The organism is Dolichospermum sp. FACHB-1091, from assembly GCF_014697585.1.
GTDB lineage: Bacteria > Cyanobacteriota > Cyanobacteriia > Cyanobacteriales > Nostocaceae > Dolichospermum.
This window is the reverse complement of record NZ_JACJSB010000042.1, coordinates 18,254-32,243: the sequence shown is the minus strand read 5'-3', so window position 1 is coordinate 32,243 and position 13,990 is coordinate 18,254. Positions and strand designations below refer to the sequence as shown.

The 13,990-nt window shown below is 39.4% G+C and carries 15 protein-coding genes and 2 pseudogenes; 8 read left to right on the top strand and 9 right to left on the bottom strand.

Translation table 11 applies throughout. From position 1 onward, the window contains the following. From H6G25_RS19590 to H6G25_RS19580, 3 genes and pseudogenes are all read right to left on the bottom strand, one after another. Positions 1-641: pseudogene (locus H6G25_RS19590) on the bottom strand (DNA methyltransferase); the annotation flags it as partial. Positions 642-956: 315 nt separating this feature from the next. After that, positions 957-2,153 carry a site-2 protease family protein gene (locus tag H6G25_RS19585; protein ID WP_190393929.1) on the bottom strand — a complete coding sequence of 399 codons (1,197 nt, stop codon included), beginning with the start codon at positions 2,151-2,153 and terminating at the stop codon, positions 957-959. Positions 2,154-2,449: 296 nt separating this feature from the next. Next, positions 2,450-2,698 (bottom strand): photosystem I reaction center subunit PsaK, encoded by a 249-nt coding sequence (locus H6G25_RS19580; RefSeq protein WP_028085297.1) that lies wholly within the window; start codon positions 2,696-2,698, stop codon positions 2,450-2,452. Positions 2,699-2,842: 144 nt separating this feature from the next. Here H6G25_RS19580 and H6G25_RS19575 point away from each other — a divergent pair, with 144 nt between their 5' ends. Then, positions 2,843-3,493, top strand: coding sequence for a phosphoribosylanthranilate isomerase (locus H6G25_RS19575; protein WP_190393928.1), 651 nt, complete (start codon positions 2,843-2,845; stop codon positions 3,491-3,493). 122 nt (positions 3,494-3,615) lie between these two features. Here H6G25_RS19575 and folE read toward each other — a convergent pair whose 3' ends face one another. From folE to H6G25_RS19550, 5 genes and pseudogenes are all read right to left on the bottom strand, one after another. After that, positions 3,616-4,323, bottom strand: coding sequence for a GTP cyclohydrolase I FolE (gene folE, locus H6G25_RS19570; RefSeq protein ID WP_137906427.1), 708 nt, complete (start codon positions 4,321-4,323; stop codon positions 3,616-3,618). A gap of 179 nt (positions 4,324-4,502) precedes the next feature. Then, a pseudogene (locus H6G25_RS19565) lies at positions 4,503-4,652 on the bottom strand (SDR family NAD(P)-dependent oxidoreductase); the annotation flags it as partial. Positions 4,653-4,886: 234 nt separating this feature from the next. After that, complete coding sequence (locus tag H6G25_RS19560) at positions 4,887-5,867, bottom strand: acetyl-CoA carboxylase carboxyltransferase subunit alpha (protein WP_190393927.1); 981 nt, start codon at positions 5,865-5,867, stop codon at positions 4,887-4,889. 152 nt (positions 5,868-6,019) lie between these two features. Continuing rightward, positions 6,020-7,039, bottom strand: coding sequence for a long-chain acyl-[acyl-carrier-protein] reductase (locus H6G25_RS19555; RefSeq protein ID WP_190393926.1), 1,020 nt, complete (start codon positions 7,037-7,039; stop codon positions 6,020-6,022). Positions 7,040-7,133: 94 nt separating this feature from the next. Beyond that, positions 7,134-7,853 (bottom strand): aldehyde oxygenase (deformylating), encoded by a 720-nt coding sequence (locus H6G25_RS19550; protein WP_190393925.1) that lies wholly within the window; start codon positions 7,851-7,853, stop codon positions 7,134-7,136. A 110-nt stretch (positions 7,854-7,963) separates the two neighbouring features. On the opposite strand from H6G25_RS19550, the gene H6G25_RS19545 reads away from it, so the two are divergent. From H6G25_RS19545 to H6G25_RS19535, 3 genes are all read left to right on the top strand, one after another. Next, entirely contained in the window at positions 7,964-8,179 is a 216-nt protein-coding gene (locus H6G25_RS19545) for a hypothetical protein (RefSeq protein WP_137906424.1), read from the top strand. 296 nt (positions 8,180-8,475) lie between these two features. After that, positions 8,476-8,739 (top strand): transporter suffix domain-containing protein, encoded by a 264-nt coding sequence (locus tag H6G25_RS19540; RefSeq protein ID WP_137906423.1) that lies wholly within the window; start codon positions 8,476-8,478, stop codon positions 8,737-8,739. 45 nt (positions 8,740-8,784) lie between these two features. Further along, positions 8,785-9,087, top strand: a complete 303-nt coding sequence (locus tag H6G25_RS19535) for a 4a-hydroxytetrahydrobiopterin dehydratase (protein ID WP_028089056.1) — start codon at positions 8,785-8,787, stop codon at positions 9,085-9,087. A 27-nt stretch (positions 9,088-9,114) separates the two neighbouring features. Here the strand turns inward: H6G25_RS19535 and H6G25_RS19530 are convergent, their stop codons facing one another. After that, entirely contained in the window at positions 9,115-10,146 is a 1,032-nt protein-coding gene (locus H6G25_RS19530) for a hypothetical protein (RefSeq protein ID WP_190393924.1), read from the bottom strand. Positions 10,147-10,368: 222 nt separating this feature from the next. On the opposite strand from H6G25_RS19530, the gene folD reads away from it, so the two are divergent. The 4 genes from folD to H6G25_RS19510 all read left to right on the top strand — a co-directional run bounded on the left by folD (position 10,369) and on the right by H6G25_RS19510 (position 13,930). Then, positions 10,369-11,247 (top strand): bifunctional methylenetetrahydrofolate dehydrogenase/methenyltetrahydrofolate cyclohydrolase FolD, encoded by an 879-nt coding sequence (gene folD, locus H6G25_RS19525; protein WP_190393923.1) that lies wholly within the window; start codon positions 10,369-10,371, stop codon positions 11,245-11,247. 263 nt (positions 11,248-11,510) lie between these two features. Then, positions 11,511-12,449, top strand: coding sequence for a geranylgeranyl diphosphate synthase CrtE (gene crtE / locus H6G25_RS19520; protein WP_190393922.1), 939 nt, complete (start codon positions 11,511-11,513; stop codon positions 12,447-12,449). Positions 12,450-12,534: 85 nt separating this feature from the next. After that, positions 12,535-12,996, top strand: a complete 462-nt coding sequence (locus H6G25_RS19515; RefSeq protein WP_028085284.1) for a divergent PAP2 family protein — start codon at positions 12,535-12,537, stop codon at positions 12,994-12,996. Between the two features lie 322 nt (positions 12,997-13,318). After that, positions 13,319-13,930 (top strand): hypothetical protein, encoded by a 612-nt coding sequence (locus H6G25_RS19510; RefSeq protein WP_028085283.1) that lies wholly within the window; start codon positions 13,319-13,321, stop codon positions 13,928-13,930. The last annotated feature ends 60 nt before the right edge of the window (positions 13,931-13,990 follow it).

The following is a 13,990-nucleotide window of genomic DNA, read 5'->3' as shown; positions in this document are numbered from 1 at the left end:
ATATGTTGGATGATCATTTCCTGAATATCTAATAAGGTAATTTCAGGATTTATGGACTTTTGACAAATATTAAAAAACTTATCTCTGGCGTTTTCAAATAATATATTATTACCTTCTTGACATTTTATCAACTTTCTGAGAGAATCTAAGATAATGGGCAAGTCCTGCCTAAATGTATCTATTGCTTCCCGAAAGTCCCGTACTTCAGGACGGACATAATTAATAAAGTTATTAATAATACTATCTACCGCGTCAGCATCGCGCATAAGAACGCGCTGGGTTTCTTGTCCAGATTGAATTAAAACCGCAGTTTGAGAGTCTTCAAATAGTATATTACTATCGGGATAACCTTTATTTAATTTTTTTTCTATTTCTTCGTCTAATTTGTCGTATTGGTCTTTACTTTCCCAGTAACCCCAATCTAAACGCAAAGCGTCTTTGATTGTCCCGTCGGGATAAACAATTTTCCCATTTGGTAGTTTGTAATCTAGTTCGGGAATGAGCAGAAAATCACGGGGTTTACAATATTCATTTAACAGATTTTCGAAAGCGACGCGAATGGATGTTTCTTTGCGAGAACCACCATATTGAATGATTTTTTCTACTTCCGCTTGGTATTGAGTAACGAGGAGTCTAGACATGGTTGAAAAATTGATATAGTCATGGAGTATTTATATTTTGATCATAGCATTTTCTGGTCAGAATCAGGATATAGGAATAATATTTGATTTATGAAAAGATACGGTTGGTGAGTCAGATATTACAAATCTGTTTATTGATAGTTTATTGATATAATTTATGCAATCTGACGCACCCTACAATACCTAATTTTTTTCAAAAATAGAACAAAGAGAAAATGTCAAAATTATCTGCGTTTATTTGCGTTGATCTGCGTTTAATTTTTGATATTTCATCCTGAAAATCCTTAAATCCTGGTTATCCTGATGCAGACAATTTCATTTTTCCACAGATTTCGCTATCATCCCTAATTGTAAACCGGGAGGAAAATTACCCTCTTCCTTAATTCTTTTGATTTCCGATGAAGTAATAGGTAAATTTAACCTTTGTGCTAATGCTTGAACAATGTCCCCCCTATCAATAATTCCAGCTACAGTATCAGCAGGAGAAATAACAGTAATTAAGGGTAATTGTTCAGCTTCTAGTTTATTGATTACCTCCGCTAAAGAAGTAGATTCCATAACAGTTGGAATTGCTGTTAATGGATGAACAATAGTTTGTAAAGTTTGATTTTCCCATTCACTTCTTTCCGTATTTCGCAAATCATTAATCCCAACCAAACCGCGATAACGACCATCAGCAGCAGCAAAATAAACTTGAGGTACAGTAGTTTCTAAAAGATATAAATCAGCGAATTGTCGCAAAGTTTGATTAGCATCAACAACCCGAAAATTACGAGTCATACTATCAGCCGCTACTAGATTTAGTAGTGTTTCTTGTAATGTAGTTAAACGGTCATAACTGTTAGCATTGCGAACTACAAACCAGCCAATCAAAATCACCCATAAACCCGTGATAAATTCCCCAGTCAAAAAATCAATAATAAACCCTAAAGCGATCGCACTGTAACCTAAAATTTGTCCAGCCTTTGCAGCCCAATGTACTGCTTGAAAACGGTTTCCTGTAATTTTCCATAAAGCGGCTTTTAAAACCTGTCCTCCATCTAAAGGTAAACCAGGAATTAAATTAAATAAAGCCACAACTAAGTTAATTCTCGATAAATCTCCCGTCATTTCATTCAGGGGGTTATTATCAGGAATTACAGTCGCTATTAGACGCAGTAGAAAAAATAGAATAACACTTACTGCAGGACCTGCGATCGCTACTTGAAAAGCCAGCCCTGGAGTTTCCGATTCCTCCTCAATGGCCGCAACTCCCCCAAACAAAAATAAAGTAATAGAATTAACTTTAATTCCCTGGGATTGTGCCACCAAACTATGTCCTAATTCATGCAGCAACACCGAAACAAATAACAGCAGTGCCATGATTAAACCAGCACCCCAACCCGCGACAGTCCCCCATTGTTGGTAAGCTAAACCAAAATTGAGAGTTGTTAACCCCAAAATTAGAAACCATAGGGGGTCTAAAAACAAAGGAATGCCAAATAAAGAACCTATTTGCCAATTTGTTTGCATTATTAGATATTTCCAGAAATTATTTGATAGTCAGAAATGTAGGTATAACTCTAGGATAGACAATTTCCCAAATTTGATCACGAACAGGACTTACGCAAAATATCTCTCAAATCCTCATTTCTCCGTGACCTCTGTGCCTGGAGTGGTTCGTTATTCCATGAATCTTGCGTAAGTCCTAACGAAAAAAAAGCCCCAGATACCCCACCTCTCTAAGAAGTCGAATATCTAGAACTTGCCAAAAAAAGCAACAGGTAAATTAATTACCTATTGCTGCTGACAAAAAATATTAATCCAACCTACAAGCGACCAATATTAGTCAGTCCTAATACAATACCAATACCAATTACATGACCAAAAGCCATTGCCCCAATGAATCCCGGTACACTTACAGGCAATACAGGCATCCCAGGTCCAACTTTAGCAGATTTCAGGGCAAAAGTGAATAAAAGCACAACTGCGCTGCTGGCGCTAATAATGATGCCTACTGTAGGACTCCACACCGGTGTAACAGGAACAGATGTTGCGGCTAATAAGATTGATGACATGAAGGTGTGTTCTCCTCAATGAAAAAATGAATATTACAGAATTATAAAATTACATCGGACAAAGCAAAAGTTTTTAAGTTAAATTAATATACATTTGTGATTATTTGTAACTTTTCAGATATTAAGCCTTTGCTTCACTATTAAATGCGTGTTAAAATTTGCGGCATTACTCAACCACAGCAGTCTATAGCCATAGCGTCCCTGGGTGCAACTGCACTAGGATTTATCTGTGTTCCTGATTCTCCTCGTTACGTTACTATAGCTCAAATTCAGACTGCTATTACTCCCATTCCCCAAAATATTGATAAAATCGGCGTTTTTGCCAATACCACTATTTCGGAAATTAGTCAAGTAGTTACAGAATCTGGTTTGACTGGTGTGCAGTTACATGGAGAGGAAACACCAGAATTTTGCCATCAATTACGTCAATCTCTCCCCCAAGTAGAAATTATCAAAGCTTTCCGAGTCCGCAGTTTAGAGCATCTACAAACCACCGGAAATTATACCGATTATGTAGATACTCTACTACTTGATGCCTACCATCCACAACAACTAGGAGGAACAGGACAAACTTTAGATTGGCATAAGTTAAATCAGGAATTTAGCCCCAGTCTTCCTTGGTTCTTAGCGGGAGGACTCACACCAGATAATATTTTGACTGCCTTAGCGCAGATTAAACCCAATGGTATTGATTTATCTAGTGGTGTCGAACGCTCACCGGGTGACAAAAATTTAGATCAAGTGGCTTTATTGTTTGAAAGGCTTGCTCATTGGTCAGTAGTCAGTAGTCAGTAGTTAGTTGTCAGTGGTAATGGGAAAATTCTTGTTACCCATTACCCATTACCTATTACCTATTACCCATTACCTATTACCTATTACCCATTACCCATTACCTATTACCCATTACCCATTCTTCATTAAAAGAAGGATGCTTGGTGACGAATCAAGTTGAAAAATTCCTCACGAGTTTTTTGTTCCTCTTGGAATACACCCACCATGGAACTAGTGACTGTCCAAGAACCGGGTTTTTGCACCCCGCGCATAACCATACACATATGACTAGCTTCCATGACCACAGCAACACCTTTGGGTTCGAGAACTGTTTGCAGTGCTTCCGCAATTTGTCGAGTTAGTCTTTCTTGGACTTGCAATCTACGAGAATACATCTCAACAATCCGCGCTAATTTACTTAATCCCACAACCTTCTGATTAGGAATATAGGCAACGTGCGCCCTACCCATAAAAGGCAACATATGATGTTCACACAAGCTAAAGAAGTTAATATCTCTTACTAATACCATCTCATCATGTCCTTCATCAAATATCGCACCATTGATGAGGTCTTCTAGGGATTCATTGTAGCCACTAGTGAGAAACTTCATAGCTTTAGCTACACGCTTGGGCGTTTTCAGAAGTCCCTCTCGTTCAGGATCTTCCCCTACTCCCACTAGCATTGTCCGTACAGCTGCCATCATTTCATCCATTGTTTCCTCAGACGGTGGATGTATTTCTGCTGCTTTACCACCGTGAGTGTTGCGGTCTGGTCGAACATTGATAGTTTCTGCTAAATCAGGAATCAGGGGAGATTGAAAGCGATTAGAACCGTTTGAACCAGCGATAGTCATGATTAAATTTTAGTAGTTAGTCAGTGGTCAGTGGTCAGTCGTCAGTCGTCAGTCGTCAGTCGTCAGTCGTCAGTTGTCCGTTGTCAGTGGTCTGTTGTCAGTTGTCAATTATCATTCATAGAGATAAATAACGAAATCACCAATTAGAAAACAGAAGGTTTCACCTTCCACTTTTAATGTGCGGCTTTAGCTACGGACTCTAACTTATCTTGAGAACGGCTGACTAATGCTACATCTATCCCAGCTTTGGCATAAGCTAAAGCTGTTGCTGTCCCAATTCCGCTACTAGCCCCAGTAATCAAAGCCCGTCTTTTTTGCTCAAAATTCATGATATTTGCCAACTTTTTGCCAGTGCTGTGAGCCAACAGCTATCTATAAAATCAAGTAAATACAAATGCCTATAGCTGAGAAGATTGTTAAAAATCTTTAAACAGCCATAGGCAATTATAGCATTACTGTGTTTCTATGCCATTATCTTCAATTTTTTTAGCTTCACCAGCAGCAGCCGCTCAATTATTATGTTATGGGGCTGATCACCCTGAAATAGCTCTCTTGTAAGTATTTCAGTGAACAAGCTCTGTAAAAACACCGATATTACGGAATTTATCATAACGGAGTTGGCGGCGTTCAGCCGGGGTAAACCGGTTCAGTTTATCTAAGTTTTCTACCAAGGCTTGTTTCAAATTAGTAGCCGCTGTTAATGGGTCAGAATGTGCGCCACCCAAAGGTTCAGGAATAATTTCATCAATAATTCCCAAATTTTTCAGATCATGGGAGATAATTTTCAAGGCTACTGCCGCTTGGGGGGATTTACTGGCATCTTTCCACAAAATTGCAGCACAAGCCTCTGGAGTGGCAACTGTATAAACTGAGTGTTCAAACATCAGTAAATGATCGCCAACACCAATACCCAACGCTCCACCAGAACCACCTTCACCAATCACTGTACAAATAATAGGTACGTCAAAGCAGAACATTTCCCGCAAATTATAGGCGATCGCTTCTCCTTGTCCTTGGTGTTCGGCTTCTATGCCCGCCCAAGCCCCAGGAGTATCAATAAAGGTCAAAATTGGCATATTAAACTTATTGGCGTGTTCCATGAGCCGCAGAGCCTTACGGTAGCCTCCAGGCGCAGCCATACCAAAGTTTCGGGCAACGTTATCTTTGGTATCCCGACCTTTTTGATGTCCTAACATCATTACCGGTTGTCCAGCCAAACGGCCGACACCACCCACTAAAGCGGGATCATCTCCGCCACAGCGATCGCCATGTAATTCCATCCACTCATCACTGATAGACTGAATATAGTCTAAGGTGCTAGGGCGGCGGGGATGACGAGCTACTTGTAGTCGTTGGGATGGTGTCAGACTACTAAAAATCTCCTCCCGCAACTGCATAGCCCGTGCTTCCAGTTGGCGAATTTGTCCAGAAACATCAACACCATTCTCTTCAGCTAGTTGGCGAATTTGCTCAATTCGAGTGGCCAATTCTGCTAAAGGCTTTTCAAAATCTAATAGTAGCGGTTTACGCTCAGTTGTTGCCATATTAAGGGAATAGGGAATAGGGAATAGGGAACAGGGAATAGGGAACAGGGAATAGGGAACAGGGAATAGGAAAACGAGGAGAATATTTATCTTTGCTACTTGCCTCTTGCCTCTTGCCTTTTGCCTTTTGCCTCTTGCCTTTTGCCTTTTAACTAAACTACCAATGGTCTAAAACCGTGTTTGATAGACACTCGACCAATTTGCTCCATTTTGTCTACGGTAATCTGATTACGACCCCAAGAAAAGTTTGTATATAACTTCTCAAATTCCAGTAGCATTGATTCAGCAAAACAAGCAAATAATTGACGGCCTGGTACATCCATATTGACAATTTTCATAATTTTCCAGTCAATATCTAGGGAATGCTCCACAATGCCACCGTTTAACACATATACCCCCGGATGTTGGATTTTTGTGCCTAAGTTTTTAGGATAACCACCATCAATTAATAGACAGGGTTGCTTTAATCTGGTTGGATCAATTTCTACGCCTTTGGGCATACTAGCCACCCAGACGACAATATCCGCTTGGGGTAATGCCTCCTCTAACCCCATTATTTTACCCCGTCCTAGTTCTGCTTGTAGTTCTTGCAAACGTTCTTGATTTCTAGCAATTAATAGCAATTCTTGGACATCTGTTTTTTTATCTAACCAGCGGGTTACTGCGCTACCAATATCCCCCGTCGCTCCACACACAGCCACAGTTGCTTGGGATAATTCAATTCCTAGTTGTTTAGATGCTGTTTCTACTTGCTTGCAAATAATGTAAGCTGTATGAGTATTGCCTGTAGTAAAGCGTTCAAACTCTAGATTAATATTGCGAACTTGTTTAAACTGTTCTAAATTAAAGTTTTCAAAGATAATTGAGGAAAATCCCCCCAAAGCTGTAATATCAATGCCATGCTTTTGTGCATGAGCCATAGCGTTGAGGATTTTGCGTGTTGCGGCTTTAATCCGCCTATTAGCCAGCATTTCCGGCAAAAAACAAGATTCTACATACTTTCCTTCTATTTTCTGCCCGGTAATACTGGTGACAGTGATATGATCAACTATTTGTGGCGGGGCGCTACACCAAAAGTCTAGCCCTTGATCGGCATATTCTGGATATCCCAATTCTTGAGCTACTGATTGAGCGTGTTCTAAACTAGTCAGATGTCCAATTAAACCAAACATGAATTGATATCTTAGGCGTGTGCTGTCGTGCAAAACTTGGGAATTATTCAGCAATCCTTTGGGGTAACGGAATTGTCACCCCTATGGTTAATATTTAAGCAGTTACGAGTCCGTAAGCAGAAAGACGCATGATGTCACGGGTGGTAAAGCCTATGTTACTTAATGCTTCGCCATATTGAATCATGAAGTCTTCTACCAGAGCGTCTTTTTCCATTGCTAGAACTTTGGCATCGTCTGCTACTTCATTCAGCATTTTCCAGACAATGGGCAGATTTTGACGGTTTGCTTGCTCTAATTCAGCTTTGGATTCTGTAAAGTTTTTTTGCAGCCACACCTCACCAAAGTTAAGATGACTGTATTCTTCTTTGACAACTCCTTCTGTAATTTTCTTGGCAAAGTCGTCAGCCACGGGAATATATATGTTATAGGCTGCGATCGCAAAACATTCAATAATTAAAGATTGAATTAGCAAACAAGTAACTATTTTACCTTCTGCTGCTGCGGTTTGGAAGTTTTTGTGCAATCCTGAGAAAAATTCCTTGGCAAATTCCAGATCTGGAGTTACTTTTAAATTCTTTCCACAGGCTTCAAATCCCTTTTTGTGGCGACTTTCCATTTTTGACAGGCGAATTAATTCCTCTGCTTGTGCCGGTAATAGTTGAGATAATGTTATGTAATTTTCGTGGGCTTCTTGTTCCCCTTCAATGACGATAGCATTAATGCGGCTATAAGCATCTTTATATACTTCACTTTGGAAATCAATTTCTTCACTTTGGACATCAATTTCTTTGACCTGGTCTAAAATCTGCTGCATATTCTGTATTACTCCGTTAACCCTACTCATTGGATACAAAAACTTAACTTGCCCGATAAAATTGGGGATAATGATCACTGTGATTTAATTTAACTTAACAAGGAACTATAGTGATTAGATTAGTTTTTACTGATGTTTTAGTACCAGAAAAACAAATACATGAAGTCATAACCAATGTCCAAGCTAAATTGGAATCTCAAAAATGCCAATTTTTTAAGCCTGTTAGTGGTGCTAACAGGTGTATTTATCGTTTTCCTGCCGCTAATTGTGATTTTCTCCACATTTCTGGGAGTTTAGGTAACAAAAGCAGCGATTTTCCCCAGTAATTGGACTTTAGCCAATTATCGGGCGCTATGGAAAGAAAGTTTTGACTGGCCTTTACTAATTGTACCTTAGTAGCGATCGCAGTTTAAGTTAATTCAGATTTTATAGCCTTGACTATTTCAACTACGGTGTCAAAATAAGTAATTAAACGCAGATAAACGCAAATATGCGCGGATAAATCTGTATTTCAGCCAAATAGGAATTGACTAATTAGACATCTCCAGATCGGAGTTTTGATAAAAAATAGATTATTCTCTATACTGAGTTAAAGATAATTTTATTTAAAAAAACATAAAATATGCAAAATCTAGGTTTAATTTTAATCATTATCTCATTTTCTCCCTGGTTAGCCATCGCTGTCATTGTACCATTTTTACCGATTTCCCTGGCTCAAAAAGCCCTATTAGTACCAGCTTTATTAGTCTTGGCCGAAGTTTTGTTTTGGCCAGGGGTGCTGTTGGTGGGAAAAGAAGTGGTGCAAAAGTATAGCCGTTATTTCAGTTTTCGCTATTTGCGAATATTACTCAAAAGATGGAAGCACAAAAATCGCCAAAGATGGTAATTAGATAGAATAGCGATTGATAAAATCCCTGTGTAGGTTAGGAAAATGGCAGCACGAAAATTGAACGAAACTGAACTAACACTAGCTCTCAAGAGTTTACCAGGATGGCAAATCAAAGATGGCAAATTGTACAAAGAATATAAATTTAACTCTTTTGCAACTGCCTTAGGTTGGATGGTTAGTGTCGGTATTTATGCGGAAAAAATGGGACATCACCCGGAATGGTTTAATGTTTACAACACTGTTATAGTTGATCTTACTACCCACGATATTGGTAATGCTATCAGTAATTTAGATGTTGAACTTGCTAAAAAAATGGATGAATTAGCAGCACCGCTGTTACCCTAAATAAGGAGGAATTGGTAACACCCGCACCTAATTTGTTTCCTGGATTTGTAATCTAATTGTATGTTCTATTGCGCCACTTAATTGCAATTCCATCATTTCACCACCAAGGGGTTCTATACAAGTGAGGAGCGATCGCAGGTTAGGTGTACTTACACCCGTATCTACATACAATCTATCCGCTAAATTACCAATTTTTTTCCAAGTCATATACAACTTGGCAATACTTTGTTCGATTTGAGACGCTTGATTTACTAAGTCAGCAGCGATACTTAAACAACCGACTCTTTGGGCTTCTTCTAATGCGGTTTCAATATCTACATCTTCCGCTATTAACGCTTGTACCTGAGCAGCAGATTTGAGATATTTAGCTAATTGACGGGCTTCTGAAGTCGCTTGTTTAACAGTATCAACGTCAGGATTGGCGGCTATATCCCGTTGTAATGCCTTTTGGTGCAATTCGGGCAGTTTTTCCATTTCCTTGACTAGAGGGGCAATGTAGCGCGGTGGCAGGCTGTTATCTGCGGCTTTTTCTCTCACCTCTTCTGGTAATAAATCTGATGTCATGGCAGTCCATTCGTCAGTAAGTTGACGGACTTCTCTCCGGGTAATGCGATCGCCTTTTTGCGCGGCTTCACTAACCATCTGTTGTACTTCTGGTACAGCTTTGGCCGTTTCCACAAAAGCCCGTTTACTAAAGTTATTAACTGTGTCTGGGTCGAGTTTGCCATCGGAAATCAGGGTATCAGCACTATTAGCTAATTGAATCCAACTGTAAGCCTGGGTTTTACTGATTTCCCGTTCTTTGAGCCATTTAAGAAAACCAGTACCGCGCCCATCTCCGCCTTTTTTTTCTCTGTCACGGATAGAACGTAAAATCCGGCCTCGCCAAATTTCTGTTTGCAAGTCAAAACGATCGCATACTTGCCATGCTACATCTAGTTGTTGTAAAAAGTCAGACTCAGGAATTTCCTCATCTTCTGGATCAGGTAGTTGAAAATCTAAATCTGCTGGCTGTTGGAGTGCAGCAGCTATGTCATTCATGGAGTCGGTATCTTGCACGATGGGTAGGTAGTTGGTGTATGCGACTTGTGCTTATATTCACATAACCTAATATTGATTATTCTGGAAATTGGTGAATAAAGCAAGTTAGTATTTTACTGCAAAAAATTAAATTTTAGGGGACTGGGAAAATGAGAAAATGAATAAACAAAAGATCAGGATACAGACGAAAGGTCAAAATTAAAAACTGTTACCTGTTCCCTGTTTAGAGTTCCCTTCTTTATGAACAGACAAACTGCCAAAATCCTCGACGGTAAGGCATTAGCCGACAAAATTCAACAAGAACTGCGCCAGACTATTACCATAGTACAAGGTAAAATGGGCCGATGGCCTGGTTTGGCTGTACTAATGGTTGGTGATAACCCAGCATCGGCCGCTTATGTCCGCAATAAAGAAAAATCCTGTGCTAAAGTTGGAATTACATCTTTCGGTAAACATTTCCCCACCCAAACCAGTCAAACTGAACTAGAGGAAGTCATTGCTGAACTTAACGAAGATGAAAGGGTAGATGGAATTTTGGTACAATTGCCCTTACCCAATCATTTAGATGCTGTTAGTCTACTACATCGAATTGCACCGGACAAAGATGCTGATGGATTACATCCGGTAAACTTAGGTAGACTGGTACGCGGTGAAATAGGTTTACGCAGTTGTACTCCCGCTGGTGTGATGCGGTTATTAGCGGAATACAAAATTCCTTTACAGGGTAAAAATGCAGTAGTGGTAGGGCGTAGTATTTTAGTAGGGAAACCGATGGCCTTGATGTTATTGGAGGCTAATGCTACAGTCACAATTGCTCATTCAAAATCTCAGAATTTACCGGATATTACCCAAAATGCTGATATTCTTATTGCAGCCACAGGTATTACGGGAATGATTACCGCTGAGATGGTCAAACCGGGTGCAGTTGTGGTAGATGTAGGAATAAATCGAGTTACAGATAACAGTGGCAAAAGTCGTTTGGTTGGTGATATTCAGTTTGAAGCGATCGCTAATGTGGCAGAATATATTACCCCTGTTCCTGGTGGTATCGGTCCAATGACAGTTGCTATGTTATTACAGAACACTGTCTCTAGCTATTTACAAACAACAGGCAACTGATAAATAATTTTTATGAATGCAGGAGGATTAAAAATTTTAGATTGTGGATTTTAGATTTATTCCCCGAATGAATTTAGGGACTTCAAACTCCTTGAGATTTTAAACTTTGAATCTCCAAGCCAAAATTTAAAATCTAAAATCTAAAATTTCTTGAGTGTTTCCGTCCCCAACCCCCGTAAAATTGTTATTGGGTTTGAATAACAAAAATATACAGATCGCAAACAACAGCCCCATATTTTGAACAGTGAAGAGGAATACAAAGCATGGTAGCAACGGATGAAAAATTGACAACCCCACAAAAATCAGAGTCGGCTAGTTTTAACCTCGCTACCTATCTCAAAGAACGACAACAGCTTTGCGAACAGGCTTTAGATAATTCCATTACCGTAACTTATCCAGAAAAGATTTATGAAGCCATGCGCTACTCCCTCTTAGCTGGAGGTAAACGAGTTCGTCCCATTCTTTGTCTAGCTACCGCTGACATGATTGGTGGCACAATAGAAATGGCAATGGCCACAGCTTGTGCAGTAGAAATGATCCATACCATGTCACTGATTCATGATGATTTACCCGCTATGGATAATGATGATTATCGTCGTGGTAAATTGACCAATCATAAGGTCTATGGTGAAGATGTGGCTATTTTAGCAGGAGATGGTTTATTAGCCTTAGCTTTTGAGTATGTGGCCGCCCAAACTCCTGAAAATGTACCCAAGGATAGGGTTATACAAGTAATTATTCGTCTGGCTAAGGCCTTGGGTGGGGCTGGTTTAGTCGGTGGCCAGGTAGTAGATTTAGAATCGGAAGGTAAATCAGATATTTCCCTAGAAACTCTGAATTTTATTCATAATCACAAAACCGCAGCCCTGTTAGAAGCTTCCGTAGTTTGTGGAGGAATTATTGCCGGTGCATCTGCTCAAGATGTGCAAAAATTAACTCGTTATTCTCAAAATATTGGTCTCGCTTTCCAAATCATTGATGATATTCTAGATATTACTGCTACCCAAGAACAGTTAGGTAAAACCGCTGGTAAGGATCTGGCAGCTAAAAAAGTTACCTATCCTAGTTTGTGGGGAATTGAAGAATCTCGCGCTAAAGCTCAACAACTAGTTGCTGAAGCTTGTGCCGAATTAGAATTTTATGGTGAAAAAGCTATTCCTCTCCAAGCGCTCGCTCATTTTATCACCAGCCGCAATCACTAACCTCTATTTTGGATTTTGGCGGCTTGTATCCTCATTTTTCCTCCACACAACCACTACTCACACTTACTAACCTCACCAAAATACCATGCAGGACATAGGCATAGGCGAAATTATTAATAACCGGGTACTGTTGGTTGCGCTTGTAGCTTGTTTTGTGGCTCAAGGATTAAAGCTGATCGTTGAGTTAGTCAAACACCAAAAATTAGACGTGCGTGTCCTAGTCACGACTGGGGGTATGCCTAGCGCCCATTCAGCCCTAGTGACAGCCCTAGCAGACGGTGTAGGACAAACTTTAGGTTGGGCATCTCCAGAATTTGCTCTAGCTGCGGTTTTTGCTATTATTGTTATGTATGATGCTGCTGGTGTCCGTCAAGCTGCCGGTAAGCAAGCCCGGATACTTAATCAAATGATTGATGAATTATTTCATGAAAAACCGGACTTTTTCCAAGACCGTCTCAAGGAACTACTAGGACATACACCGGTTCAAGTTATTGCTGGTTCGGTTCTGGGTGTAACTATTTCTTGGTTAGCTAGGGCAGCCTATTAGTCATTGGTAATTGCCCGGATTTCCCAGATGATCAACCTATTACAAATGGTGTTGGTTATGCTTTGTGATACAATAGTATGGCAAGTAGATACGCAGCATATATGACAACCATACTTAGAGAAAAAGCACTAGTCCTTCTGCGTCAGGCTTTGAATAACCCAAACGCTGATTTTCGTGATGCACAATGGGAAGCTATAAGTAGGTGAACGGAAAAAAACCGACATCAGTAACGAAAAGTAAAGTTGCCTAAAACCGTCACGGCGAAGCCTGTTCCCAGTTAAGAGTTCCCTGGTCATAAGGATTTAAGGATTGACACAATTTTATGGCATTTAGCAATTATAAAAGTATTAGTTCAGTCATTAAAAAATTTCAAATCAAGTATGTGCAATCTAATTTTATGTTGGAAGTAGAATTTCCGGCTAAGGAATCTTTTAAGGAGGAATTAGACTTGCTATTTACAGATGGAGTTATTGATAACTCCGAAGATGCTATTTGTGAAAATCTTATTTATCCAGTATTGAAAGAAGTATGGAAACCTTACCGAAGTAAATTAACTCTTTGGAGTCATGAAGCATTAGCTTATGATGAGGATTTATCAGGTATTCCTGATTATACTGTGGCACAGCGAAACTCTTTAAGTACAATTGTTTTTGATAAACCTTATTTTTTGATAGTTGAAGCTAAACAAGACAAATTTGAAGAAGGTTGGAGTCAGTGTTTAGCTGAAATGATCGCAGTTCAGAGAATTAATGATGATTTTGTTAGTGATATTTTTGGAATTGTTTCTAACGGGAAAATATGGCAATTTGGAAAGTTGGTTGGTGATGTATTTACTCGAAATAAAAATCTGTATATGATTCAAGATTTAGATAAATTATTTGCTGCGGTGAATTATATTTTCCAACAATGTGAATTAAAAATCCAAAAACATTGATTATATTATACGAAATACCCCGAATTTCTCACCAAAGCATGGTGTTGGTTATCCTTTGTG

Excerpts from the sequence above, each read along its gene's own strand:
- H6G25_RS19535 (WP_028089056.1), top strand. The coding sequence starts at position 8,785 with ATGGCAGCACGAAAATTGAACGAAACTGAACTAACACTAGCTCTCAAG.
- H6G25_RS19550 (WP_190393925.1), bottom strand. The coding sequence starts at position 7,853 with ATGCAGCAGATTTTAGACCAGGTCAAAGAAATTGATGTCCAAAGTGAA.
- folD (WP_190393923.1), top strand. The coding sequence starts at position 10,369 with ATGAACAGACAAACTGCCAAAATCCTCGACGGTAAGGCATTAGCCGAC.
- H6G25_RS19540 (WP_137906423.1), top strand. The coding sequence starts at position 8,476 with ATGCAAAATCTAGGTTTAATTTTAATCATTATCTCATTTTCTCCCTGG.
- H6G25_RS19580 (WP_028085297.1), bottom strand. The coding sequence starts at position 2,698 with ATGTCATCAATCTTATTAGCCGCAACATCTGTTCCTGTTACACCGGTG.
- H6G25_RS19575 (WP_190393928.1), top strand. The coding sequence starts at position 2,843 with ATGCGTGTTAAAATTTGCGGCATTACTCAACCACAGCAGTCTATAGCC.
- H6G25_RS19560 (WP_190393927.1), bottom strand. The coding sequence starts at position 5,867 with ATGGCAACAACTGAGCGTAAACCGCTACTATTAGATTTTGAAAAGCCT.
- H6G25_RS19585 (WP_190393929.1), bottom strand. The coding sequence starts at position 2,153 with ATGCAAACAAATTGGCAAATAGGTTCTTTATTTGGCATTCCTTTGTTT.
- H6G25_RS19515 (WP_028085284.1), top strand. The coding sequence starts at position 12,535 with ATGCAGGACATAGGCATAGGCGAAATTATTAATAACCGGGTACTGTTG.
- crtE (WP_190393922.1), top strand. The coding sequence starts at position 11,511 with ATGGTAGCAACGGATGAAAAATTGACAACCCCACAAAAATCAGAGTCG.
- H6G25_RS19555 (WP_190393926.1), bottom strand. The coding sequence starts at position 7,039 with ATGTTTGGTTTAATTGGACATCTGACTAGTTTAGAACACGCTCAATCA.
- H6G25_RS19510 (WP_028085283.1), top strand. The coding sequence starts at position 13,319 with ATGGCATTTAGCAATTATAAAAGTATTAGTTCAGTCATTAAAAAATTT.
- folE (WP_137906427.1), bottom strand. The coding sequence starts at position 4,323 with ATGACTATCGCTGGTTCAAACGGTTCTAATCGCTTTCAATCTCCCCTG.